The sequence below is a fragment of the Streptomyces sp. SAI-170 genome (assembly GCF_049739565.1).
GTDB lineage: Bacteria > Actinomycetota > Actinomycetes > Streptomycetales > Streptomycetaceae > Streptomyces.
This window is the reverse complement of sequence record NZ_JBMGQD010000001.1, coordinates 3,543,802-3,569,071: the sequence shown is the minus strand read 5'-3', so window position 1 is coordinate 3,569,071 and position 25,270 is coordinate 3,543,802. Positions and strand designations below refer to the sequence as shown.

At 70.8% G+C, this 25,270-nt stretch carries 19 protein-coding genes, 1 pseudogene and 1 riboswitch; of the genes and pseudogenes, 15 read left to right on the top strand and 5 right to left on the bottom strand.

The window, feature by feature from the left end; all coding sequences use genetic code 11:
- The first annotated feature begins 6 nt into the window (after positions 1-6).
- Genes RKD23_RS15820 through nuoN form a run of 13 tightly spaced genes read left to right on the top strand, consistent with a single transcriptional unit; the run spans position 7 to position 15,684 of the window.
- On the top strand, positions 7-561 hold the full coding sequence (locus tag RKD23_RS15820) for a NuoB/complex I 20 kDa subunit family protein (protein WP_007383964.1): 555 nt from the start codon (positions 7-9) through the stop codon (positions 559-561).
- On the top strand, positions 558-1,304 hold the full coding sequence (locus RKD23_RS15815; RefSeq protein WP_424854247.1) for an NADH-quinone oxidoreductase subunit C: 747 nt from the start codon (positions 558-560) through the stop codon (positions 1,302-1,304). The genes RKD23_RS15820 and RKD23_RS15815 overlap by 4 nt, the downstream gene beginning before the upstream one ends.
- Entirely contained in the window at positions 1,301-2,623 is a 1,323-nt protein-coding gene (locus RKD23_RS15810) for an NADH-quinone oxidoreductase subunit D (RefSeq protein WP_424854246.1), read from the top strand. The genes RKD23_RS15815 and RKD23_RS15810 overlap by 4 nt, the downstream gene beginning before the upstream one ends.
- Positions 2,620-3,498, top strand: coding sequence for an NADH-quinone oxidoreductase subunit NuoE (gene nuoE, locus RKD23_RS15805; protein WP_424854245.1), 879 nt, complete (start codon positions 2,620-2,622; stop codon positions 3,496-3,498). Before RKD23_RS15810 ends, nuoE begins: the two co-directional genes overlap by 4 nt.
- Entirely contained in the window at positions 3,498-4,844 is a 1,347-nt protein-coding gene (nuoF, locus tag RKD23_RS15800) for an NADH-quinone oxidoreductase subunit NuoF (RefSeq protein ID WP_424854244.1), read from the top strand. Before nuoE ends, nuoF begins: the two co-directional genes overlap by 1 nt.
- Entirely contained in the window at positions 4,841-7,345 is a 2,505-nt protein-coding gene (locus RKD23_RS15795) for an NADH-quinone oxidoreductase subunit G (RefSeq protein WP_424854243.1), read from the top strand. Before nuoF ends, RKD23_RS15795 begins: the two co-directional genes overlap by 4 nt.
- Complete coding sequence (nuoH, locus tag RKD23_RS15790; protein ID WP_424854241.1) at positions 7,342-8,706, top strand: NADH-quinone oxidoreductase subunit NuoH; 1,365 nt, start codon at positions 7,342-7,344, stop codon at positions 8,704-8,706. The genes RKD23_RS15795 and nuoH overlap by 4 nt, the downstream gene beginning before the upstream one ends.
- Complete coding sequence (nuoI, locus tag RKD23_RS15785; protein ID WP_404043837.1) at positions 8,699-9,349, top strand: NADH-quinone oxidoreductase subunit NuoI; 651 nt, start codon at positions 8,699-8,701, stop codon at positions 9,347-9,349. The genes nuoH and nuoI overlap by 8 nt, the downstream gene beginning before the upstream one ends.
- A complete protein-coding gene (locus RKD23_RS15780; RefSeq protein ID WP_424854240.1) occupies positions 9,346-10,188 on the top strand; it encodes an NADH-quinone oxidoreductase subunit J in 843 nt (280 codons plus the stop codon). The genes nuoI and RKD23_RS15780 overlap by 4 nt, the downstream gene beginning before the upstream one ends.
- Positions 10,185-10,484, top strand: a complete 300-nt coding sequence (nuoK, locus tag RKD23_RS15775) for an NADH-quinone oxidoreductase subunit NuoK (RefSeq protein WP_053760538.1) — start codon at positions 10,185-10,187, stop codon at positions 10,482-10,484. The genes RKD23_RS15780 and nuoK overlap by 4 nt, the downstream gene beginning before the upstream one ends.
- A gap of 12 nt (positions 10,485-10,496) precedes the next feature.
- Positions 10,497-12,461, top strand: a complete 1,965-nt coding sequence (gene nuoL, locus RKD23_RS15770) for an NADH-quinone oxidoreductase subunit L (RefSeq protein ID WP_424854239.1) — start codon at positions 10,497-10,499, stop codon at positions 12,459-12,461.
- A gap of 5 nt (positions 12,462-12,466) precedes the next feature.
- Entirely contained in the window at positions 12,467-14,038 is a 1,572-nt protein-coding gene (locus RKD23_RS15765) for an NADH-quinone oxidoreductase subunit M (protein ID WP_424854238.1), read from the top strand.
- Positions 14,035-15,684: an NADH-quinone oxidoreductase subunit NuoN gene (nuoN, locus tag RKD23_RS15760; RefSeq protein WP_424854237.1), complete on the top strand. Its 1,650-nt coding sequence runs from the start codon at positions 14,035-14,037 to the stop codon at positions 15,682-15,684. Before RKD23_RS15765 ends, nuoN begins: the two co-directional genes overlap by 4 nt.
- A 66-nt stretch (positions 15,685-15,750) precedes the next feature.
- Here nuoN and RKD23_RS15755 read toward each other — a convergent pair whose 3' ends face one another.
- Entirely contained in the window at positions 15,751-16,236 is a 486-nt protein-coding gene (locus RKD23_RS15755) for a hypothetical protein (protein WP_424854236.1), read from the bottom strand.
- Between the two features lie 241 nt (positions 16,237-16,477).
- Here RKD23_RS15755 and recQ point away from each other — a divergent pair.
- Positions 16,478-18,470, top strand: a pseudogene (gene recQ, locus RKD23_RS15750) (DNA helicase RecQ).
- Positions 18,471-18,522: 52 nt separating this feature from the next.
- Here the strand turns inward: recQ and RKD23_RS15745 are convergent.
- Together RKD23_RS15745 and fahA are read right to left on the bottom strand one after the other, a co-directional pair.
- Complete coding sequence (locus tag RKD23_RS15745; protein WP_424854235.1) at positions 18,523-19,461, bottom strand: M56 family metallopeptidase; 939 nt, start codon at positions 19,459-19,461, stop codon at positions 18,523-18,525.
- Between the two features lie 460 nt (positions 19,462-19,921).
- A complete protein-coding gene (gene fahA, locus RKD23_RS15740) occupies positions 19,922-21,142 on the bottom strand; it encodes a fumarylacetoacetase (RefSeq protein ID WP_424854234.1) in 1,221 nt (406 codons plus the stop codon).
- 322 nt (positions 21,143-21,464) lie between these two features.
- Between fahA and RKD23_RS15735 the strand changes: the two genes are divergently transcribed.
- Positions 21,465-22,289: an HAD family hydrolase gene (locus RKD23_RS15735; protein WP_424854233.1), complete on the top strand. Its 825-nt coding sequence runs from the start codon at positions 21,465-21,467 to the stop codon at positions 22,287-22,289.
- A gap of 15 nt (positions 22,290-22,304) precedes the next feature.
- Here the strand turns inward: RKD23_RS15735 and RKD23_RS15730 are convergent, their stop codons facing one another.
- On the bottom strand, positions 22,305-22,775 hold the full coding sequence (locus RKD23_RS15730) for a transglycosylase SLT domain-containing protein (protein WP_424854232.1): 471 nt from the start codon (positions 22,773-22,775) through the stop codon (positions 22,305-22,307).
- 3 nt (positions 22,776-22,778) lie between these two features.
- Positions 22,779-22,961: riboswitch (cyclic di-AMP (ydaO/yuaA leader) on the bottom strand.
- Positions 22,962-23,229: 268 nt separating this feature from the next.
- Entirely contained in the window at positions 23,230-25,191 is a 1,962-nt protein-coding gene (locus RKD23_RS15725; protein ID WP_424854231.1) for a CocE/NonD family hydrolase, read from the bottom strand.
- Between the last annotated feature and the right edge of the window lie 79 nt (positions 25,192-25,270).

Genomic DNA, 25,270 nt, shown 5'->3' with positions numbered 1-25,270 from the left:
TAAGACATGGGACTCGAAGAAAAGCTGCCGAGCGGATTCCTGCTGACCACCGTCGAGCAGGCCGCGGGCTGGGTGCGCAAGGCGTCCGTCTTCCCGGCCACCTTCGGACTCGCCTGCTGCGCCATCGAGATGATGACCACCGGCGCCGGTCGTTACGACCTGGCGCGCTTCGGCATGGAGGTCTTCCGCGGATCCCCGCGCCAGGCGGACCTGATGATCGTCGCCGGCCGGGTCAGCCAGAAGATGGCGCCGGTGCTCCGGCAGGTCTACGACCAGATGCCGAACCCCAAGTGGGTGATCTCCATGGGGGTCTGCGCCTCCTCGGGCGGCATGTTCAACAACTACGCCATCGTCCAGGGCGTCGACCACATCGTCCCGGTCGACATCTACCTCCCCGGCTGCCCGCCCCGGCCGGAGATGCTGATGGACGCGATCCTCAAGCTCCACCAGAAGATCCAGTCCTCCAAGCTCGGCGTGAACGCCGAGGAAGCGGCCCGCGAGGCGGAGGAGGCGGCGCTCAAGGCCCTGCCCACGATCGAGATGAAGGGGCTGCTGCGGTGAGCGACGCACCCAAGGACGCGAACGGCGTCAACCCCGAGAAGGCGCTCTCCGCCGAGAACCTCCCCGGCCAGCGTGGTCAGGGCGGCGAGGAGATCCGCGTCCAGCGCGGCATGTTCGGCGCCGTGAACGGCGGCGACACCACCGGCTACGGCGGCCTGGTCCGCTCGGTCCGCCTCCCTGGACCGGCGAGCCGGCCCTACGGCGGCTGGTTCGACGAGGTCGCCGACGAACTCGAGGGCGCGCTGGAGGAGCAGGGCCTCCTCCCGGAGAACGCGATCGAGAAGACGGTCGTCGACCGCGGCGAACTCACCTTCCACATCGAGCGCGAACATCTGCCGCGCGTCGCCCGCACCCTGCGCGACGACCCGGCCCTGCGCTTCGAGCTGTGCACCGGCGTCAGCGGCGTCCACTACCCGGGCGACAAGGGCCGCGAGCTGCACGCCGTCTACCACCTGCGCTCGATCACCCACAACCGGCTGATCCGCCTGGAGGTCAGCGCCCCCGACAGCGACCCGCGCATCCCCTCGCTCGTCGCGGTCTACCCGACGAACGACTGGCACGAGCGCGAGACCTACGACTTCTTCGGAATCGTCTTCGACGGTCACCCGGCCCTGACGCGGATCATGATGCCGGACGACTGGCAGGGCCACCCGCAGCGCAAGGACTACCCCCTCGGCGGCATCCCCGTCGAGTACAAGGGCGCCCAGATCCCGGCTCCGGACCAGCGGAGGTCGTACTCATGAGCACGCAGCACGCAACTCCGCGCGAGACCACCGAGGGCACCGTCTACACGGTCACCGGCGGCGACTGGGACGAGGTCGTCCAGAGCGCGGCCCGCGCGGACGACGAGCGCATCGTCGTCAACATGGGCCCCCAGCACCCCTCCACCCACGGGGTGCTGCGCCTGATCCTGGAGATCGAGGGCGAGACGGTCACCGAGGCCCGCTGCGGCATCGGCTATCTGCACACCGGCATCGAGAAGAACCTCGAGTACCGCACGTGGACGCAGGGCACCACCTTCGTCACGCGCATGGACTACCTCACGTCCTTCTTCAACGAGACCGCCTACTGCCTCGCCGTGGAGAAGCTCCTCGGCATCGAGGACCAGATCACCGAGCGAGCCAAGATCATCCGGGTGCTCCTGATGGAGCTGAACCGGCTGTCCTCCCACCTGGTGTGCATCGCCACCGGTGGCATGGAGCTCGGCGCGACCACGATCATGATCTACGGGTTCCGGGACCGCGAGATGATCCTGGACCTCTACGAGCTGATCACCGGCCTTCGGATGAACCACGCGTACATCCGCCCCGGCGGACTCGCCCAGGACCTGCCGCCCGGCGCGGTGGACCAGATCCGCGAGTTCGTGAAGAAGATGAAGAAGAACCTCCCGGAGTACGACAAGCTCGCCACCGGGAACCCCATCTTCAAGGCCCGCATGCAGGACATCGGCTATCTCGATCTGGCCGGCTGCATGGCCCTCGGCGCCACCGGCCCGATCCTGCGCGCCACCGGCCTGCCGCACGACCTGCGCAAGACGCAGCCCTACTGCGACTACGAGACCTACGACTTCGACGTCCCGACCACCGACACCTGCGACGCCTACGGCCGCTTCCTGATCCGCGTGGAAGAGATGCGCCAGTCGCTCGGGATCGTCGAGCAGTGCCTGGACCGGCTCCAGCCCGGCCCGGTCATGGTCGCCGACAAGAAGATCGCCTGGCCCGCCCAGCTCGCCCTGGGCCCGGACGGCCTCGGCAACTCCCTCGACCACATCAAGAAGATCATGGGCACCTCCATGGAGGCCCTGATCCACCACTTCAAGCTGGTCACCGAGGGCTTCCGCGTCCCGCCGGGACAGGCGTACGCGGCCGTCGAGTCCCCCAAGGGCGAACTCGGCGTACACGCCGTCTCCGACGGCGGCACCCGCCCCTACCGGGTCCACTTCCGTGACCCGTCCTTCACCAACCTTCAGGCCATGGCGGCGATGTGCGAAGGCGGTCAGGTCGCCGACGTCATCGTCGCCGTCGCGTCCATCGACCCCGTGATGGGAGGCGTCGACCGGTGACCACCTCATCCTCGGAGCGAGCCGAGCGAGGCGTCAGCCTGGGCATGCCCGAGCTGCCCGCGCCCGGCTACCCGGACGACGTCCGCGAAAGGCTGGAGCGTGACGCGCGCGAGGTCATCGCCCGCTACCCCGACTCCCGCTCCGCCCTCCTGCCGTTGCTGCACCTCGTGCAGGCGGAGGAGGGCCACGTCACGCGCACCGGCATGCAGTTCTGCGCCGACGTGCTCGGCCTGACCACGGCCGAGGTCACCGCCGTCGCCACCTTCTACACCATGTACCGGCGCAGGCCCTCCGGCGACTACCAGGTGGGCGTCTGCACCAACACCCTGTGCGCGGTGATGGGCGGCGACGCGATCTTCGACGCCCTCCAGGAGCACCTGGGCGTCGGCAACGGCGAGACCACCGACGACGGCAAGGTCACCCTGGAGCACATCGAGTGCAACGCGGCCTGCGACTTCGCGCCGGTCGTGATGGTCAACTGGGAGTTCTTCGACAACCAGACCGTCGAGAGCGCCAAGCGCCTCGTGGACGACCTGCGCATCGGGCGGACGGTCTCGCCCACGCGCGGGGCTCCGCTGTGCACCTTCAAGGAGACCGCGCGCATCCTGGCCGGCTTCCCCGACGAGCGGCCAGGGGCCGTCGAGGCGAGCGGCAGCGCGGGACCCGCCTCGCTGGTGGGCCTCCGCCTGGCCAAGGGAGAGACCGCACCCGCGCGCGTGGTCCACCCGCGTGACGGCGGACCGCACGACGAGCCGCAGGACAGGGTGCACGAGCCGTCACCGTCCGAGCACCTCAGCTCGCACGATGCGCCACAGGACACGTCGGCATCCGACCCCGCCCACCCGGCAGGGCCCACCGCCGAGGAGGGGGAGTGATGACCTTGGCACCCGAGCTGAAAGACACCAGCCCCGAGAAGCTGCTCGCACCCGTGCTGTCGTCCTTCTGGGACGAGGAGCGCTCCTGGACGCTGGACGTCTACCGAAGGCACGAAGGATACGAGGGACTCCGCAAGGCGCTCGCCATGTCGCCGGACGACGTGATCGCGTACGTCAAGGACTCCGGTCTGCGCGGGCGCGGCGGCGCGGGATTCCCCACCGGAATGAAATGGCAGTTCATTCCTCAGGGAGATGGAAAGCCGCACTATCTAGTTGTCAACGCCGACGAGTCGGAGCCCGGAACCTGCAAGGACATCCCGCTCCTCTTCGCGAACCCGCATAGCCTCATCGAGGGCATTGTCATCGCGTGTCATGCCATCAGGTCGTCTCATGCCTTCATCTATCTGCGTGGTGAAGTCGTCCCCGTATTGCGGCGGTTGCACGAGGCCGTGCGCGAGGCCTACGCGGCCGGCTACCTCGGCGAGAACATCCTGGGCAGCGGTCTGAATCTGGAACTCACCGTGCACGCGGGTGCGGGCGCGTACATCTGCGGTGAGGAGACCGCTCTCCTCGACTCGCTCGAAGGCCGCCGCGGTCAACCGCGGCTGCGTCCCCCCTTTCCTGCGGTGGCAGGTCTCTACGCCTGCCCGACTGTTGTGAACAACGTCGAGTCCATCGCGTCGGTTCCCGCGATCCTGCAAAACGGAAAAGAATGGTTCAGGTCGATGGGCAGCGAGAAGTCCCCGGGCTTCACGCTCTACTCGCTCAGCGGCCATGTCGCCGGCCCCGGCCAGTACGAGGCCCCGCTCGGCATCACCCTGCGCCAGCTGCTGGAGATGAGCGGCGGAATGAGGCCCGGGCACCGGCTGAAGTTCTGGACGCCCGGCGGATCCTCGACGCCGATGTTCACCGACGAGCACCTCGACGTCCCTCTTGATTACGAAGGAGTGGGCGCCGCGGGTTCCATGCTCGGCACCAAGGCGCTCCAGTGCTTCGACGAGACGACCTGCGTCGTGCGGGCCGTCACCCGCTGGACCGAGTTCTACGCCCACGAGTCCTGCGGCAAGTGCACGCCCTGCCGCGAAGGCACGTACTGGCTCGTGCAGTTGCTGCGCGACATCGAGGCCGGCAAGGGCGTGATGAGCGACCTCGACAAGCTGAACGACATCGCCGACAACATCAACGGCAAGTCGTTCTGCGCCCTCGGCGACGGCGCCGCCTCGCCGATCTTCTCCTCGCTGAAGTACTTCCGCGAGGAGTACGAGCAGCACATCACGGGCCGCGGATGCCCCTTCGACCCGGCCAAGTCGACGGCCTGGGCCGACCGTACGGAGGTGAACGCATGACAGTGACCACCAGCGCTCCCTCCGGAGGAGGCGAGGCGGCGGTCCCGCCGGAAGACCTCGTCACGCTGACCATCGACGGCATCGAGATCAGCGTGCCCAAGGGCACCCTGGTCATCCGGGCCGCCGAACAGCTCGGCATCGAGATCCCCCGCTTCTGCGACCACCCCCTCCTCGACCCCGCCGGCGCCTGCCGCCAGTGCATCGTCGAGGTCGAGGGCCAGCGCAAGCCCATGGCGTCCTGCACGATCACCTGTACGGACGGGATGGTCGTGAAGACTCAGCTGACCTCCCAGGTCGCCGAGAAGGCGCAGCACGGCGTGATGGAGCTGCTCCTCATCAACCACCCGCTGGACTGCCCGGTCTGCGACAAGGGCGGCGAGTGCCCGCTGCAGAACCAGGCCATGTCCCACGGCCAGGCAGAGTCCCGCTTCGAAGGAAAGAAGCGGACCTACGAGAAGCCGGTGCCGATCTCCACCCAGGTGCTGCTTGACCGCGAGCGCTGTGTGCTGTGCGCGCGCTGCACCCGCTTCTCCAACCAGGTCGCGGGCGACCCGATGATCGAGCTGATCGAGCGGGGCGCGCTCCAGCAGGTCGGCACCGGCGAGGGCGACCCCTTCGAGTCGTACTTCTCCGGCAACACCATCCAGATCTGCCCCGTCGGCGCGCTCACCTCGGCGGCGTACCGGTTCCGCTCCCGCCCCTTCGACCTCGTCTCCTCGCACTCGGTGTGCGAGCACTGCTCCGGCGGCTGCGCCACACGCACCGACCACCGGCGCGGCAAGGTCATGCGGCGCATGGCGTCCCCGGACCCCGAGGTCAACGAGGAGTGGATCTGCGACAAGGGCCGCTTCGCGTTCCGGTACGCGCAGCTGCGCGACCGGCTGGAGACGCCGCTCGTACGAGGTGCCGACGGTGAACTCGCCCCCGCCTCCTGGCCGGAGGCGCTCCAGGCCGCGGCCGAGGGCCTGCTGGCAGCCCGAGGCCGCACCGGCGTGCTCACGGGCGGCCGGCTGACCATCGAGGACGCGTACGCGTACAGCAAGTTCACGCGCGTGGCGCTCGACACCAACGACATCGACTTCCGCGCGCGGGTGCACAGCAGCGAGGAGACCGACTTCCTCGCCGCGCGGGTCGCCGGCCGTGGCCGCGACCTCGACGGTACGGGCGTCACGTACACCTCGCTGGAGAAGGCGCCCGCCGTCCTGCTGGTCGGGTTCGAGGCCGAGGAGGAGGCGCCCGGCGTCTTCCTGCGGCTGCGCAAGGCCTGGCGCAAGCACGGCCAGCGGGTGTTCGCGCTGGCCACGCACGCCACACGCGGACTGCAGAAGGCGGGCGGCACACTGCTGCCGGCCGCTCCCGGCACCGAGACCGAGTGGCTGGACGCGCTCGCGGGCGGCGTCGGACTGGAGGAGCCGGGCGGGCTGTGCGCCGAGGCGCTGCGCACCGAGGGCGCCGTGATCCTGGTCGGCGAACGCCTCGCGGCCGTCGCGGGCGGGCTCACCGCCGCCGTGCGGGCCGCCTCCGCGACCGGCGCGCGGCTGGCGTGGATCCCGCGCCGGGCCGGTGAGCGCGGCGCGATCGAGGCGGGCGCGCTGCCGTCGCTGCTGCCGGGCGGCCGTCCGGCCACCGACCCACGCGCGCGTGAGGAGGTGGCGGCCGCCTGGGGCGTCGCCGAACTCCCGCACCGCTACGGCCGTGACACCGGACAGATCGTCGAGGCCGCGGCCTCCGGCGAGCTGCGGGCGCTGCTGGTGGCGGGCGTGGAGGTCGCCGACCTGCCCGACCCGGCACGCGCGCGTGAGGCACTCGCCGAGGTCGGCTTCCTGGTGTCGCTCGAACAGCGGCCCAGCGAGGTCACCGAGCACGCCGACGTGGTGCTGCCGGTCGCGGCGGTCGCCGAGAAGGCCGGCAGCTTCCTCAACTGGGAGGGCCGGGTGCGCTTCTTCGAGGCCGCCCTCAAGCCCGACCAGATGACCCGCCGCCTGGCTCCCGCCGACGCGCGCGTGCTGCAGATGCTGGCCGACGCCATGGACGTACACCTGGGCCTGCCGGATCTGCGCACCACGCGCGCGGAGCTGGACCGGCTCGGCGCCTGGGACGGGCCGCGGGCCACCGAGCCGCTGGAGACCGGGGGCGTGCTGCCCCGGCCCGCCGCCGGGGAGGCCGTGCTGGCCGGGCACCGGCTGCTGCTGGACCAGGGCGTCCTGCAGCAGGGCGACGAGGCGCTCGCCGGGACACGGCACGCGGCACACGCGCGTCTGTCGGCGGCCACGGCCGTCGAGGCGGGCGTGAAGGACGGCGACGTCCTGACCGTCACCGGCCCCTCCGGCACCGTCGAACTGCCCCTGGAGATCACCGAGATGCCCGACCGCGTGGTGTGGCTCCCGCTGAACTCCACCGGCCGGGGCGTGGCCTCCGACGCCGGGGTGCAGCCCGGCTCCCTCGTCCGCATCGGTCCGGCGACCCTCGCCGCCGAGGCCCCCAAGGAGGTGGAGTCATGAGCTGGTACCTCGCCGCCGAAGACCTCTCCCTGTTCGGCCGCGACCCCTGGTGGCTCGTCGCGATCAAGGCGGTCTTCTGCTTCGCCTTCCTGATGGTGACCGTGCTGTTCTCCATCGTCTGGGAGCGCAAGGTCGTCGCCTGGATGCAGCTGCGCATCGGCCCCAACCGGCACGGCCCCTGGGGCATGCTCCAGTCCCTCGCCGACGGCATCAAGCTGATGCTGAAGGAAGACATCATCGTCAAGCGCGCGGACAAGGTCGTCTACGTCCTCGCGCCGATCGTCGCGGCCATCCCGGCCTTCATGGCGATCGCGGTGATCCCCTTCGGCCCGGCCGGCAACGAGATCTCGATCTTCGGCACGCGCACCACGATGCAGCTCACCGACCTGCCGATCGCGATGCTCTACATCCTCGCGGTCGCCTCGGTCGGCATCTACGGCATCGTCCTGGCGGGCTGGAGCTCCGGGTCGACGTATCCGCTGCTCGGCGGCCTGCGCTCCTGCGCGCAGATGATCTCGTACGAGATCGCGATGGGCGCCGCCTTCGCGTCGGTGTTCCTCTACTCGGGGTCGATGTCGACGTCGACGATCGTCGAGCAGCAGGCGGACCGCTGGTACATCGTGCTGCTGCCGGTGTCGTTCGTCATCTACATCGTGACCATGGTCGGTGAGACCAACCGGGCGCCGTTCGACATGCCCGAGTCCGAGGGCGACCTGGTCGGCGGCTTCAACACCGAGTACTCGTCGATCAAGTTCGCGATGTTCATGCTCGCCGAGTACGTCAACATGGTGACCGTCTCGGCGGTGTCCGTGACCCTCTTCCTCGGCGGCTGGCGCGCTCCGTGGCCGGTGAGCGGCTTCTGGGAGGGCGCCAACCACGGCTGGTGGCCCATGCTCTGGTTCACCGTCAAGGTGCAGCTGCTGCTGTTCTTCTTCATCTGGCTGCGCGGCACGCTTCCGCGCGTGCGCTACGACCAGCTGATGAAGCTCGGCTGGAAGGTCCTCATCCCGGTCTCCCTGGTCTGGCTGATGCTCGTCGCGACCGTGCGGGCCCTGCGCAACGAGAACTACGACTTCGCCGACATCGCCCTGTACGTCGGCGGCGGCGTGCTCGTCCTGCTGCTGCTCTCCTTCGTCGCGGACCTCTTCCGCGACCGCGGCAAGCAGACCGAGGCGGCGCCCGCCGGACCCGCCGCGTTCGACCCGATGGCGGGCGGATTCCCCGTGCCGCCGCTGCCCGGACAGGAGCTTCCGGCGGCACCCCGTCGCCGCTCGCGCCGGGACCGGGAGCTGATTGTCAGTGGTGGGCCCGATACTCACAGTGACGGATCGCTGGATGGAAAGGAGGCGTCCGATGGCTGAGGAGCCCAAGGAGTCCGGGCAGGCGAAGCCCGGCTTCCAGAACCCCGTCGCCGGCTTCGGCGTGACCTTCAAGGCCATGTTCAAGAAGCGGCTGACCGAGCAGTATCCGGAGCAGCAGAAGACCACCGCTCCGCGTTTCCACGGACGGCACCAGCTCAACCGCCATCCGGACGGCCTGGAGAAGTGCGTCGGCTGCGAGCTGTGCGCCTGGGCCTGCCCCGCCGACGCGATCTACGTCGAGGGCGCGGACAACACCGACGAGGAGCGCTACTCGCCCGGTGAGCGCTACGGCCGCGTCTACCAGATCAACTACGCCCGCTGCATCCTGTGCGGCCTGTGCATCGAGGCGTGCCCCACGCGCGCGCTGACGATGACCAACGAGTTCGAGCTGGCCGACTCCAGCCGCGCCAACCTCATCTACACCAAGGAGCAGCTGCTCGCCGGTCTCGACGAGGGCATGGTCGACAGTCCGCACGCCATCTACCCGGGGATGGACGAACAGGACTACTACCGGGGCCTGGTGACCGAGGCCGCGCCCGGCACGGAGCGGCAGGTCGCCGTCTCCAAGGGCGAGGCCCCGCAGGAGGCGTCCTCCACGTTCGGCCCGGACGAACCCGCCTCGGAGGAGGTGATCGGCCGATGAGCGCGCAGCTCGCCGCCTACTCCACCTCCACCGGAGAGGCCGTCCAGTTCTGGGTCCTCGGCACGGTCGCGGTGATCGGCGCCCTGTGCACCGTCCTGATGAAGAAGGCCGTCCACAGCGCGCTGTGCCTGGCCGGCACCATGATCATCCTGGCGGTGTTCTACCTGGCCAACGGCGCCTACTTCCTGGGCGTCGTCCAGATCGTCGTCTACACCGGCGCGATCATGATGCTGTTCCTGTTCGTGGTGATGCTCGTCGGCGTCACAGCGGCGGACTCCCTGAAGGAGACCGTCAAGGGCCAGCGCTGGCTGGCCCTGCTGTGCGGCCTCGGCTTCGGCATCCTGCTGGCCGCCGGGATCGGCAACGCCTCCCTGAAGGAGTTCAACGGCCTGGGCCAGGCCAACGCGGGCGGCAACGTGGAGGGCCTGGCGTCCCTGATCTTCACCAAGTACGTCTTCGCCTTCGAGATCACCGGCGCCCTGCTGATCACGGCCGCCGTCGGCGCCATGGTCCTCACCCACCGCGAGCGCACCGAGCGGGCCCTCACCCAGCGCGAGCTCGCCGAGCAGCGCGTCCGCGAGGGCAAGCACCTGCCGCCGCTGCCGGCACCCGGTGTGTACGCGCGGCACAACGCCGTCGACATCGCCGGCCTGCTGCCCGACGGCACCCCGTCGGAGCTCACGGTCAGCAAGACCCTGCGCGAGCGCGGCCAGATCCGGGACGTCTCGGTGGAGGCGCTGAACGACCTCAAGGCCATCGAGCAGCGCGCCGAGGAGCGCCTGGAGCGCACCGCGATCGAGTCGCCGCTCTTCAAGCGGGCCGAGGAGGCGTCCAAGTGAACCCGGTCAACTACCTGTATCTCGCCGCCCTGTTGTTCACGATCGGCGCCACCGGCGTGCTCATCAGGCGGAACGCGATCGTGCTGTTCATGTGCATCGAGCTGATGCTCAACGCCTGCAACCTCGCGTTCGTCGCCTTCTCCCGGATGCACGGCAATCTCGACGGCCAGATCATCGCCTTCTTCACGATGGTCGTCGCCGCCGCGGAGGTCGTGGTCGGGCTCGCGATCATCGTGTCGCTGTTCCGTTCCCGCCACTCGGCCTCGGTCGACGACGCCAGCCTGATGAAGCTGTAAGGGGTCGCTCACGTGGAGAACCTGATTGCGCTGCTGATCGCGGCGCCTTTGCTCGGAGCGGCCGTACTGCTGTGCGGCGGCCGGCGGCTCGACGCCGTCGGCCACTGGATCGGCACGGTGCTGGCGGCCGTCTCCTTCGTGCTCGGCCTGGTGCTGTTCACCGACCTCCTCGGCAAGGGCGCCGAGGACCGCACCGTCACCCAGCACCTGTTCAGCTGGATCCCGGTCGAGGGCTTCCAGGCGGACGTCGCCTTCCGCCTCGACCAGCTGTCGATGACGTTCGTGCTGCTGATCACGGGCGTCGGCTCGCTGATCCACCTGTACTCGGTCGGGTACATGGAGCACGACGAGCGCCGCCGCCGCTTCTTCGGCTACCTGAACCTGTTCCTCGCGGCGATGCTGCTGCTGGTCCTCGCCGACAACTACCTGCTGCTGTACGTCGGCTGGGAGGGCGTCGGTCTCGCCTCCTACCTGCTGATCGGCTTCTGGCAGCACAAGCCCAGCGCCGCCACCGCGGCGAAGAAGGCCTTCCTGGTCAACCGCGTCGGCGACATGGGCCTGTCGATCGCGATCATGCTGATGTTCACCACCTTCGGCACCTTCGCCTTCGGTCCCGTCCTCGGCACGCACGGGGAGCCCGGCCTGGTCGCCGACACCGGCGAGGGCAAGCTCACCGCCATCGGCCTGATGCTGCTGCTCGCCGCATGCGGCAAGTCCGCCCAGGTGCCGCTGCAGTCCTGGCTCGGGGACGCGATGGAGGGCCCGACCCCGGTCTCGGCCCTGATCCACGCCGCGACGATGGTGACCGCGGGTGTCTACCTGATCGTCCGCTCCGGGGCGATCTTCGACGCGGCGCCCGACGCCCAGCTCGTCGTCACCATCGTCGGCGCGGTCACGCTGCTGTTCGGTGCGATCGTCGGTTGCGCGAAGGACGACATCAAGAAGGCGCTGGCCGGCTCGACCATGTCGCAGATCGGCTACATGGTGCTGGCCGCGGGCCTCGGCCCCATCGGCTACGTCTTCGCGATCATGCACCTGGTGACGCACGGCTTCTTCAAGGCCGGGCTGTTCCTCGGCGCCGGCTCGGTGATGCACGGCATGAACGACGAGGTCGACATGCGCCGTTACGGCGGCCTGCGCAAGTACATGCCGGTCACGTTCGTCACCTTCGGCCTCGGCTACCTCGCCATCATCGGCTTCCCGGGCCTGTCCGGCTTCTTCTCCAAGGACCGGATCATCGAGGCGGCGTTCGCCAAGGGCGGCACCGAGGGCTGGATCCTGGGCGGCGTGGCCCTGCTCGGCGCGGCCATCACCGCGTTCTACATGACGCGCGTGATGCTGATGACGTTCTTCGGCGAGGAGCGCTGGCGCAACGCCCCGACGCCGTCCCCGGCCGAGCCCAGTGTGGAGCCCGCCGCCGAGACGCGCGGCGAGCACGCCGAGCCGCACCCGCACGAGTCGCCGAAGGTCATGACGATCCCGATGATCGTCCTGGCCGTCGGCTCCGTCGCGGGCGGCGCCTTCTTCAGCATCGGCGACCGCTTCCTGCACTGGCTGGAGCCGATCACCGGGCACGACCACGGCGACGCGCCGATCAGCGCGGGCGTGGTCACCGGCGCCACCGTGGCCTGCATGGTCATCGGCGTCGCCCTGGCCTGGGCCATGTACGGCCGCCGTCCGGTTCCGGCCGTCGCCCCGCGCGGGTCGCTGCTCACCCGGGCCGCCCGCCGCGACCTGCTCCAGGACGACTTCAACCACGTCGTCCTGGTCCGCGGTGGCGAGCACCTCACCCGGTCCCTGGTCTACGTCGACCACACGCTGGTCGACGGCGTCGTCAACGGCACGGCTGCCTCGGTCGGCGGCCTCTCCGGACGGCTGCGCAGGCTGCAGAACGGCTTCGCGCGGTCGTACGCGGTCTCGATGTTCGGCGGTGCGGCACTCATCGTCGCCGCGACCCTGCTGATGAGGGCGGTCTGATACCGATGTCCTTTCCTCTGCTGACAGCGACGGCGGTGCTCCCGGCCGTGGGGGCGGTGGCCACGGCCGCCATGCCCGCCGCGCGCCGCACCGCCGCCAAATGGCTGGCCCTGCTGGTCTCGCTGGCCACGCTCGCCCTGGCCGTCGCGGTCCTGGTCCGCTTCGACCCCGACGGCGACCGCTACCAGCTCACCGAATCCCACGCCTGGATCAAGGAGTTCGGGGTTCGCTACGAGCTGGGCGTGGACGGCATCGGGGTGGCGCTGATCGCGCTCACCGCCCTGTTGATCCCGTTCATCGTCCTCGCGGGCTGGCACGACGCCGACCCGCTGGAGACCGGAAGCCGCCGCTGGCGGCCGACGCAGGGCTTCTTCGCCCTGATCCTCGCCGTCGAGGCGATGGTGATCCTCTCCTTCGAGGCCACCGACGTCTTCCTCTTCTACATCCTCTTCGAAGCCATGCTCATCCCGATGTACTTCCTCATCGGCGGCTTCGGGGACCGTGCCCACGAGCACGGCGAGGAGGCGGCCTCGACGCAACGCTCGTACGCCGCGGTGAAGTTCCTCCTCTACAACCTGGTCGGCGGACTGATCATGCTGGCCGCGGTGATCGGCCTGTACGTGGTCGCCGGGAACTTCTCCCTCACCGAGATCGCCGAGGCCCGCGCGAACGGCTCGCTGGACATGGCGACGAACACCGAACGCTGGCTGTTCCTGGGCTTCTTCTTCGCCTTCGCGGTGAAGGCGCCCCTGTGGCCGCTGCACACCTGGCTGCCCAACGCGATGGGGGAGGCCACCGCCCCGGTCGCCGTCCTCATCACCGCGGTCGTCGACAAGGTGGGCACCTTCGCGATGCTCCGCTTCTGCCTCCAGCTGTTCCCGGAGGCGAGCAAGTGGGCGACGCCCGCGATCCTGGTCCTCGCGCTCATCAGCATCGTCTACGGTGCTCTGCTCGCGGTCGGCCAGCGGGACATCAAGCGCCTGGTGGCGTACGCGTCGATCTCGCACTTCGGCTTCATCATCATGGGCATCTTCGCGATGACCAGCCAGGGCCAGTCCGGCGCGACCCTCTACATGGTCAACCACGGCATCTCGACGGCCGCGCTGATGCTGGTCGCGGGCTTCCTGATCTCGCGGCGCGGCTCACGGCTCATCGCCGACTACGGCGGTGTGCAGAAGGTCGCCCCGGTGCTCGCCGGCACCTTCCTGATCGGCGGTCTGGCGACGCTGTCGCTGCCCGGACTCGCCCCGTTCGTCAGTGAGTTCCTGGTGTTGGTCGGCACGTTCGCCGAGTACCCGGTGGTCGGCATCATCGCCACCTTCGGCATCGTGCTCGCCGCGCTGTACACCCTCGTCCTGTACCAGCGGACGATGACCGGCCCGGTGAAGCCCGAGGTCGCCGCGATGCCCGACCTGCGGGTGCGTGAACTCGTGGTCGTGGCCCCGCTGATCGTGCTGCTGATCTTCCTGGGCGTCTATCCGAAGCCCGTGACGGACATCGTCAACCCGGCGGTGAAGCAGACCATGTCCGACGTACAGAAGCAGGACCCCCGGCCCGAGGTGGAGGCGGCCAAGTGAGCGCAACAGCCGTCCACAGCCTGTGGACAACGGCGGCCGATCCGATCTCGAAGATCGACGCGCCGAAGATCGAATACGGACAATTGTCGCCCACTCTGATCGTCGTGGGCGCGGCGATCATCGGGGTGCTGGTCGAGGCGTTCGTGCCGCGCAAATCCCGCTATTACGCCCATCTGTTCGTGTCCGTCGTCGCACTGGCCGCCGCGTTCGCCGCGGTGGTGGCGCTCGCCGCGGACGGGTACGGCACCACCAAGGCGCGCGTCGCGGCGATGGGCGCGATCGCGGTCGACGGACCGGCGCTGTTCCTGCAGGGAACGATCCTGCTGGTCGCGCTGGTCGGCCTGTTCACCTTCGCCGAGCGCCGACTGGACCCGCAGACGCACGGCAACCGCGTCGACTCCTTCGCCGCGCAGGCCGCCTCCGTGCCCGGCAGCGACAGCGAGCAGGCCGCGGTGAAGGCCGGGTTCACCACCACCGAGGTGTTCCCGCTGCTGCTGTTCGCGGTCGCGGGCATGCTGCTGTTCCCCTCGGCCAACGACCTGCTGACGCTGTTCGTGGCCCTGGAGGTCTTCTCGCTGCCGCTGTACCTGCTGTGCGCGCTGGCCCGCCGCAAGCGGCTGATGTCGCAGGAAGCGGCCGTGAAGTACTTCCTGCTCGGCGCGTTCGCCTCCGCGTTCACCCTGTTCGGCATCGCGCTGCTGTACGGCTACTCCGGCTCGATGTCGTACGCCACGATCGCGCAGGTCGTCGAGGGCTCGGTCACCGACGTCACCCCCGCGCTCGCGGACACCATGGGCAACGACGCGCTGCTGCTGGTCGGAGCCGCGCTGATCGTGATGGGCCTGCTGTTCAAGGTGGGCGCGGTGCCGTTCCACATGTGGACCCCGGACGTCTACCAGGGCGCGCCGACTCCGGTGACCGGCTTCATGGCCGCCGCGACGAAGGTGGCCGCGTTCGGCGCCCTGCTGCGGATCCTGTACGTGGTGCTGCCGGGCCTGCGCTGGGACTGGCGGCCGGTGATGTGGGCCGTGGCGATCGTCACCATGCTGGGCGGCGCGATCGTCGCGATCACCCAGACCGACATCAAGCGGCTGCTGGCGTACTCGTCGATCGCGCACGCGGGCTTCATCCTCGCGGGTGTCATCGCCACCACCCCGGACGGCGTGTCCTCGGTCCTCTTCTACCTGGGCGCGTACTCGTTCGTGACGATCGGCGCGTTCGCGGTCGTCACCCTTGTACGGGACGCGGGCGGCGAGGCGACGCACCTGTCGAAGTGGGCCGGTCTCGGCCGGCGCTCCCCGCTGGTGGCGGCCGTGTTCGCGGTGTTCCTGCTCGCCTTCGCCGGCATCCCGCTGACCTCGGGCTTCACGGGCAAGTTCGCCGTGTTCAAGGCGGCGGCGGAGGGCGGCGCGGCCCCGCTGGTCGTGGTCGGCGTGATCTCGTCGGCGATCGCGGCGTTCTTCTACATCCGCGTGATCGTGCTGATGTTCTTCAGCGAGCCGCGTCCGGAGGGGCCGACGGTCGCCGTGCCGTCGCCGCTGACGATGACGGCGATCGCCGTGGGTGTGGTGGTCACGCTGGTGCTCGGTGTGGCGCCGCAGTACTTCCTCGACCTGGCCGGCCAGTCCGGGGTGTTCGTGCGCTGACCCGCGCTGTTCACACGGTGGGCCCCGGTTCCCAGGGTGGGAGCCGGGGCCCGCGTGCGTGGGCGGTCAGGGCGCCGTCGCGCACACGACCGTGGGGTTGGGGCCCTTGAACAGCCCGTCGGGGTTGGACTTGTAGATCCAGGCGTGGAGCGTGAAGTAGCCGGGATGCTGACCCTCGTCGAACTTCTGCCCGAAGAGTTCCGGCGTCTCCTGACCCGTGTCCATCACAGCCCACTCCACCGCGACCAGCCTGCGTGTGTTGCGCGGACCGTCCTCGTACACCAGCACCGCCGGCTCGGCCGGGTCGACCGAGCCGATGAACTCGGGGTTGACGTAGTGGTAGCCCAGGTGGGGCACGCACGTGTTCATACGCTGGTAACCGCTGGCCTGCGCCAACGGCTCGTAGGCGTACTGGCCGGTCGCCGTGTACGTCGGGGTCAGCTGCGCCCAGGCGAACGGGTTCGGGTCCGCGGCCTGCGCGGGCGCGGCGGCGAGGGTGAGGACTCCGGCGGCGGCGAGGCCGACGGCGGCTTTGAGGGGCCGAGAGGACATAGGGGCACTCCTACGGGACGGAAGTGGCGCTGGGGCGCGCCGTGCGGAGGGCGGGCCCCCCGTCCCGCTCGTGCAGCATGACCCGGCTGCGATCGGTGTCGCCAGGTGACGAGGGCCATTAGATTGATCACGGAGAGTAACGCTTGTCACCCGAACGGGTCTGTGGACAACTCCGGGAGTGTCGGTGCCGGCGCCTATCGTGGACGCAGTGGTCGAGACACGACGTACGGGGGACACGACGATGGGCGGGACGGGCGGGATCATCGAGATGCCAGAGGTGACCGGAGTGCCGGCGGACGCGAGCGAGGCGCTGGTCACGCTGCACCGCGTGTTCGGCTACGAGGCCTTCCGCGGTGAGCAGGAGGCGGTCATCGAGCATGTGGTGGCCGGCGGCGACGCCGTGGTTCTCATGCCGACCGGCGGCGGCAAGTCACTGTGCTACCAGATCCCCGCCCTGGTCAGACCCGGCACAGGTGTCGTCGTCTCCCCGCTGATCGCGCTGATGCAGGACCAGGTGGACGCACTGCGTGCGCTGGGCGTGCGGGCCGGCTTCATGAACTCCACGCAGGACTTCGACGAGCGCCGGACGGTGGAGGCCGAGTTCCTGGCGGGCGAGCTGGACCTGCTCTACCTGGCGCCGGAGCGGCTGCGCCTGGACGCCACCCTCGACCTGCTCTCCCGCGGCAAGATCTCGGTCTTCGCGATCGACGAGGCACACTGCGTGTCCCAGTGGGGCCACGACTTCCGCCCCGACTATCTCGCCCTGTCCCTGCTCGGTGAGCGCTGGCCGGACGTGCCGCGCATCGCGCTCACGGCGACGGCCACCCGGGCGACGCACCAGCGAGATCACCGAGCGGCTGCACATGCCGACGGCCCGCCACTTCGTGGCCAGCTTCGACCGGCCCAACATCCAGTACCGGATCGTGCCGAAGGCCGAGCCCAAGAAGCAGCTGCTGAGCTTCCTGCGCGAGGAGCACGCGGGCGACGCGGGCATCGTCTACTGCCTGTCGCGCAACTCGGTCGAGCGGACGGCCGAGTTCCTCACGGCCAACGGCATCGCCGCCGTGCCCTATCACGCCGGCCTGGACGCGGGCACCCGCGCCGCCCACCAGTCCCGGTTCCTGCGCGAGGACGGCCTGGTGGTGGTGGCGACCATCGCCTTCGGCATGGGCATCGACAAGCCCGATGTGCGCTTCGTCGCCCACCTGGACCTGCCCAAGTCGGTGGAGGGCTACTACCAGGAGACCGGCCGCGCCGGCCGTGACGGACTGCCCTCGACGGCCTGGCTGGCCTACGGGCTCAACGACGTCATCCAGCAGCGCAAGCTGATCCAGTCCGGCGAGGGCGACGAGGCCTTCCGCCGCAGGGCCTCCGCCCACCTGGACGCCATGCTCGCCCTGTGCGAGAGCGCCCAGTGCCGGCGCGGCCAGCTCCTCACCTACTTCGGGCAGGACGCCGACCCGGCGGGCTGCGGCAACTGCGACACCTGCCTGACCCCGCCCGAGACCTGGGACGGCACGGTCGCGGCCCAGAAAGTGCTGTCGACAGTGGTGCGCCTCCAGCGCGAGCGCGGGCAGAAGTTCGGCACCGGGCAGATCGTCGACATCCTGCTCGGCCGGCGCACCGGCAAGGTCATACAGTTCGACCACGACCAGCTGTCCGTGTTCGGCATCGGCGAGGACCTCACCGAGGCCGAATGGCGCGGCGTCATCCGGCAGTTGCTGGCCCAGGGACTGCTCGCCGTCGAGGGCGAGTACGGCACGCTGGTGCTGACCGAGACGAGCGGCACGGTGCTGCGGCGCGAGCGGGAGGTGCCGCTGCGCAAGGAGCCGAAGAAGCCGGCCGGGTCCCGGTCGGGCTCCTCCGGCCGGGGCGAGCGCAAGGCGAAGGCCGCCGCGGCCGAGCTGCCGGAGTCTCTGCTGCCCGCCTTCGAGGCCCTGCGCGCCTGGCGTGCGGAACAGGCCCGCGAGCAGGGCGTCCCGGCATACGTCATCTTCCACGACGCCACGCTGCGGGAGATCGCCACGGTCTGGCCCACCTCGGTGCGCGAGCTCGGCGGCGTCAGCGGGGTCGGCGAGAAGAAGCTGGTGACATACGGGGAGGGCGTGCTGGCGGTGCTGGCGTCCCTGGGCGACGGACCGGGCTCCGCCTCCGGCACGCCGGCCGAGAGCGGGGCCGAGCCGGACGACTGGCCGGAGATGGACGCCGAGCCGGAACCGGACGACTGGATATAGCCGGAGTAGAACCGGCCCCCGGGCGAGGCACCGGCGCCCGGGGCGGGTCGGCTCAGCTCAGTGCCGTCAGACCCGGCGCGAAGGTGATCAGCAGCGGCAGCAACGGCACCAGCGCCGCCACCGTCGTCGTCAGGGCCCGCTGCCCACGCTCCAGGCGGGGCGGCGGCTGAAGGAGACGGTCGACGCGCTCGCCGAGGAGGCGGTTGCTGGAGGCGCAGGACAGGACGCCGCGGTGCTGGTTCAGCTCGATCAGGGCCAGGGCGGTGGTGAGGTGGCCGCACCGGCGGGAGGCCGTGTCGTCCGCGGCGAGCTCGACCAGGCGGCGGGTCTGGTCGCAGAAGTGGGCGAACAGCGGCACCCGCGGAAAGCCGGTCGCCAGGGCCGTCGACAGGTGCAGCAGCCAGTCGTGGTGCGCGCGGGCGTGGCCGCGCTCATGGGTGAGCACGGCGTCCAGCTGACGGTCGGTGAGGCGGTGCAGGGCTCCGGTGGTGACGACCAGCTGGGGCGGGTGGCCCGGCATCCACCAGGCGTCGGGGTATTCGTCCTCCAGCACCAGCAAGGGGCCGCGAGCGGCCGGGAGGCCGACAGGCAGGTCGGGCGCGCGTTCCCGCAAGTGCGCCCGGGCCACGCCCCGACGGCGACGGGCCTCCACCAGCTCGCGGGCGAGCATCGCGGTGGTCCAGGCGGCCCCGCAGGCCAGAAGGAGGGTGAGGACGGTGAGCCAGGGCGGCGCCGCGGACAGGTCGTAGGCGGCGGTGACGGCCGACGGGGCCGGAGCGAAGACCCGCGCCCGGACGGTCTCGAAGACGGCGGCGGCACTCAGCACGAGGGCGGTGAGACAGCACAGCAGGACGGTCGCGACCAGGCACTGCCACACCCACAGCGCGACCACGGGCTCCCGTTCGGGCCACACGGCCCGGGTCAGGGCACGGGGGACCGGCACAGCGGCCGTCACGGCGACGACGCTCAGCAGGAGCATGCAGACAGTCATGCCACGGGCTCCGGATCCTGATCGGGAGGGGTCGGCTGCGGGGCAGGCGGGCGGTGCACGGTGGAACGCCGGGCACCTCACCCTCCGGCCGACGGACCGGACCGGCGATCGCCCGCCGCCAGTATGACGGCGACGGGCGAGCGACGTAACAAATCCAGCACGACCGCTCCGCGGAACGAGCACCCCGGTGCACCCGCACGGTGATCCCGGCCGCATCCGATGCCGTTCGGCGACTCGGCCGCACTCGCTCCGGCGACCTGGGCCGCATCCGGTTCCTCGGCCGGACTCGCCCCGGCGACCCGGGCCGCATCCGTTCCTCGGGCGCACTCGCCCGGTGACCCGGGCCGTATCCCGTCCGGCGACTCGGCCGCAGGGCGACTTGGCCGCGGTTGCCTGGCGACCCGGGCCGTATCCCGTGCCCACCCGCGGAGCCGGTCGGCTCACCCGCGGAGCGGCTGGCTCAGGCCGTCCGTCCCGGGGCGATCCGGCCCGTGACCTCGCCGAGGCCCACTCGGGTCCCGCCCGGCCCGGGGGCCCAGGCGGTCAGGGTGACGACGTCGCCGTCCTCCAGGAACGTGCGCTTGCCGTCGGGGAGTTCGAGGGGGTCGCGGCCGTTCCAGGTCAGTTCGAGGAGGGAGCCGCGCTGGGCCTCGGTGGGGCCGCTGATGGTGCCGGAGCCGTAGAGGTCGCCGGTGCGCAGGGAGGCGCCGTTGACCGTCATGTGGGCGAGTTGCTGGGCGGCTGTCCAGTACATGGTGGAGAAGGGAGGTTCGGAGACGACATGGCCGTTGATCGCGACGGAGAGGTGCAGGTCGTAGCCGTGGGGCTCCTCGTCGGAGTCGTCGAGGTAGGGCAGCAGCGGGTGGGTGCGCTCCGGCGGGGCGACGCGGGCCTCCTCCAGCGCCTCCAGCGGGGTGATCCACGCCGACACGGAGGTGGCGAAGGACTTGCCGAGGAAGGGGCCCAGGGGGACGTACTCCCAGGCCTGGAGATCGCGCGCGGACCAGTCGTTCAGGAGGCACAGGCCGAAGACGTGGTCGCGGAAGCCGGCGAGTGGCACCGGGCTGCCCATGGGCGACGGCGTGCCGACGAGGAAGCCGACCTCGGCCTCGATGTCGAGGCGGACGGACGGGCCGAACACCGGGGCCGGGTCGGTGGGGGCCTTGCGCTGGCCGGCGGGGCGGATCACGTCGGTGCCGGAGACCACGACCGTGCCGGAGCGGCCGTGATAGCCGATCGGCAGGTGCTTCCAGTTCGGGGTGAGGGAGTCCTCGGCGTCGGGCCGGAACATCTGGCCGACGTTACGGGCGTGGTTCTCGGAGGCGTAGAAGTCGACGTAGTCCGCGACCGTGAACGGCAGGTGCAGGGTCACCGAGTCGAGCGGGTGCATGAGCGGCTCGATGGTCTCGCGGTACGAGGGCACCGTCACCCACGCCGTCAGCGCGCGCCGGACGTCCGACCAGGCAGTGCGGCCCGCGGCCAGCAGCCGGTCCAGGGAGGGCTGGGCGAGCAGGGTGGCGTAGGGGGAGCCGAGGGCCCGGGCCGCCGCGCCCGCGTCGAGGACGTGGTCACCGAGCCGGACGCCGACGGTCCGCTCGTCCGGGCCTCCGGTGGAGAACACACCGTACGGAAGGTTGTGCGGGCCGAAGGGGTCGCCCTCGGGGACATCGAAGGGGGGCATGCGGTTGTGCCTCGCTCTCGTGCGTGCCGTGTGCGGTGCCGTGCGGCCGCCCACCGGTGCGGGGCACAGGTGGGTGGCTGGGCCACACGTTACGGCCGAGGCGGCCGTCTTGGGCAGTGCCCCAGGGCTCGGCGAGGTCCCGCCGCCGGGACGGGGAGAGGAAGGCGCCGGGCAGGCAGGCCGTCGGCCCGGGAAGCGACACCTGGGGGTGAATTACCGGAGCGCGAAAGGGAGTTGAAGGGGCGCGTGGGCTGGGAGGAGGCGCCTTGCGAGGGTCGGTTCGCGCCGGGGTGGGGGCGCGCGATGTCCGTATTCTCTGATCATGGCCGCACCCACCGCATATGCCGAGCGCACCACGTACTCACTCATCGCCACCGATCTGGACGGCACGCTGCTTCGCGGCGACGACACCTTCTCCGATCGGTCGCGGGCCGCTCTGACGCTGGTGGCGCACGCCGGCGCCCGACATCTGGTGGTGACCGGCAGGCCCGCGCCCCGGGTGCGCCCCCTCCTCGAAGACCTGGGCTGTACGGGGCTCGCGGTGTGCGGGCAGGGCGCGCAGCTCTACGACGTCGGCGCCGACCGGCTGCTGTGGTCCGTCACCCTGGACCGGGAGCTCGCCGAGACCGCGCTCGGCAAGATCGAGGCCGAGGTGGGGCAGGTGTACGCGGCCGTGGACCAGGACGGCGTCGACGGGCTCACCCTCATCGAGCCCGGCTACACGATGCCGCACCCGACCCTGCCCGCAGTGCGGGTGCGCCGCCGCGACGACCTGTGGTGCGAGCCGATCAGCAAGGTGCTGCTGCGCCATCCCGACCTGAACGACGACGAGTTGGCGGCGGTGGCGCGGGCGGTGGTGGGTTCGCTGGCGACGGTCACCATGTCGGGGCCCGGGACGGTGGAGCTGCAGCCGTGCGGCGTCACCAAGGCGACGGGCCTGGCGCTGGCGGCCCGCCGGCTCGGTCTGACGCCCGCGGACACCCTCGCCTTCGGTGACATGCCCAATGACATCCCGATGTTCGACTGGGCCGCGCACGGCGTGGCCATGGCCAACGCGCACCCGGAACTGAAGGCGGTGGCCGACGAGATCACCTGCTCGAACGAGGACGACGGCATCGCCGTCGTCCTCGAACGGCTCTACGGCTGAGGGGCCGAGAGGTGATCAGTACGCGCCGAAGACGTTGTCGATCGAGCCGTAGCGGGCCGCCGCGTAGTTGCAGGCGGCGGTGATGTTCGCGACCGGGTCGTACGGGTCGAAGGCGGTGCCGGGCACGTGGTACGCCGCGAAGGTGGGGTCGATGACCTGGAGCAGGCCCTTGGACGGGGTGCCCGCGAGCGCGTTGGAGTCCCAGTTGTTGATGGCGAGCGGGTTGCCCGACGACTCGCGCATGATGTTGCGGTAGATGCCGTCGTAGCTGCCCGGGATGCCGTTCTGGGCCATGACGTCGAGCGACTGGCGGATCCAGCCGTCGAGGGTGTTCGGGTAGATGGTCGCCGACGTGGTGGTCGTGGGGGCGGCCGAGGCGCCGGTCGCGCCGACGAGCGGCAGGGCGAGCGCGGCGGCGGCCACACCGGCGGCGGTGAGGGCACGGGCGAGACGGGGGCGGCGGTTTGCATGCGTGTGCGCAGGCATGGGGAACGTCCTCTCCGGCGCCTGCGAGGTGAGCTGTCGGGTTCGGGCGGAAAGGTGCCCGGCCAGGCCCGAAGAGGCATGGCTTGACCCCAAGCCGTGCCGGGTGTCGTGGCTGGTACGACGTCCGGTACGGCGACTTACCTAGGTCCCCCGCTCCTGCCGCTGCGTGGTCGGTGGATGCCAATGGGCGGCGGCAGGATTCGGCGTCCGCCCGGCAGGCCGGGAACGTATGCGAGAGCACATGGGCGAAACAAGTACCGGATTCACACAAAGCACCGGTCGGGCAAGATCAGTCCGTTTGTGGCACTTGATCCTTTATGGCGACATCCGCTCAACCAGGCGGCGGGGCCCCGTGCATGCCGCGAGGGCCGTTCGCCGCGCGCCCGGCCCCGCAGTGAGCCATCTCACCGTCAGTCACAAGAGCGGCAATTAGGGCATCAGCCCCAACTCGCCCTCAATCGGCGGTCCGTGGAATCCGCCGCTCCCAGGTGCGGTGGAAGACGACCTCGCCGCCCTCCGTGCACACCACCTCGTCGGAGGTGACGAAGTGCTCCGCGTCGCAGCCGATCTCCGAGCGGGTGCGGACGGTGGTGGCCCAGGGCAGCTCGGGCCGGTGCAGCCCGATCGACCACTCCGAGCGGGCGCGGGCCGACAGCGGGTCGTCGGAGCGGATCGTGTACGTCTCCAGCGCCTCCTCGGTGAGCTCGAGGCCGTCCGGGTACACGCGCGTGCCGCCCCGAACCGGAAGGGCCTCCAGGCGCCACACGTCCTCGGCGACCTCGCGCACCACCAGCCGCTCCGGCCGCGGCTCGTCCAGGGTGGCCGGCAGGCTCACCCCCAGCGGCTCGGCCTGCTCGGGCTCCTCGAAGGCGACCTCCGCGCCCGCCCGGCGAGAGCGCACCGGCAGCTCCAGCGTGCTGCCCGCCGGGTCAAGCGTGAAACCGGCCGCCGACTCCGGCTCGGGCCACATCCACGGCCAGTACGCCGAGGAGACGGCGAGCCGGATGCGATGCCCGGCCGGAAAGGCGTACCCGGCGGCGCTAAGGGAGAAGTCCGCCGTCTGCGACGTCCCCTCGGCCACGAGGTCGAGCATCCCGCGTGTGACCAGCGTCGAGGACCCGTCCGGGGCCACGTCGCACAGCCGGGCGGCCACCTGCCCGCGCGGCGTCGCGCAGCTCAGCCGCAGCCGCACCCGGGGCCGCCCCAGCACCCAGGTCTCCTCGCCCACCTCGAACTCGAAGCACGCCGACCGTGCGTCCTCCTCGCGCTGGTCGGGCGGCAGATCGGCGTCATGGCCGAGCGGGCGGAAGCGGCCGGCGTCCACACCGGTGTGCATCGGCGACCGTACGACGACGGGGGCGCCCTGGAGGGCGTACGTCACCGGCGTCACCAGCGGCGACGGCCAGGCGGGCTCGCCGGTCCAGCGGCCGGGCAGCGCCGGCTGCGCCGTGGCCGGGCGGTGCGCGTCGGTGACGTAGGAGCGCAGCAGGGGCTCGCGCAGGACGCCGGTGTCCGCGCCCTTGAGCCAGTGGTCCCACCAGCGCAGCGTCTCCTGGAGGAAGCCGATCGCCGGGCCGGGCGGCCGGTCGCGGTCGGGGTAGCGGTGGGGCCAGGGGCCGAGCAGGCCGCGGACCCGGTCGGCGGGCAGGCGCTCCAGCAGGTGGAGCACGGTGTCGCGGTACGGGTCGTGCCAGCCGCTCACCGCGAGCACGGCCGCGCGGATCGCGTCGGGGTCGACACTGCCGCCGCCCTGCGGCCAGGGAGCGTCCCCGGGCTGCGGGTCCAGCCACGCGTGCACCACCGGCGAGACGGCCTCCAGGCGCTTCAGCCACAGATCGCGCCAGTCCTGACCGGCGTACGACGGATCAGGCGGGAGGCAGACGCGGGCGAGGGCCGCGGCGGAGCGGGTCTGCACCTCTTCCGCCCGGACGGAACCCGAGGCGGAGTGCGGTTCGTTGTCGGGATGGTCGTCCGCGCAGCAGACCGCGACGACCGCCCTGAGCGGCTCGGGCGCGAGAGCCGCGACACGGAGGGAGCTGAGGCCGCCGCGGCCGATGCCGAACATGCCGACCCTGCCGTCGCACCAGGGCCGGCCCGCCAGCCAGAGCACCACATCCACCCCGTCGGCCGTCTCCAGGGCCGAGCAGCCGTCCGCGGGCAGCCCCTCGCTGTTGCCGTACCCGCGGGCGTCGACCCGGACGGAGGCATAGCCGTGCCCGGCGTACCAGGGGTGGCGCTGGGCGTCGCGGACCGCGGTCGAGTCGGTCAGCCGGTCCGGCGCGTACTCGAGGATCACCGGGACGGGCTCGTCCGTCAGGGGCCGCCATACGCGCGCGTGCAGGAGCGTCCCGTCCGCGAGCGGGACACGCAGGTCCTCGTGGGCCGTGTCGTGGGGAAAGGACGTACGGATGCGCATGGCGTGATCCCTCGGGGGGTACCTGGGCTCAACGTTCCGTTAAGTCGATAAATGTCCGTTCTTATCGATTGATCAGCAA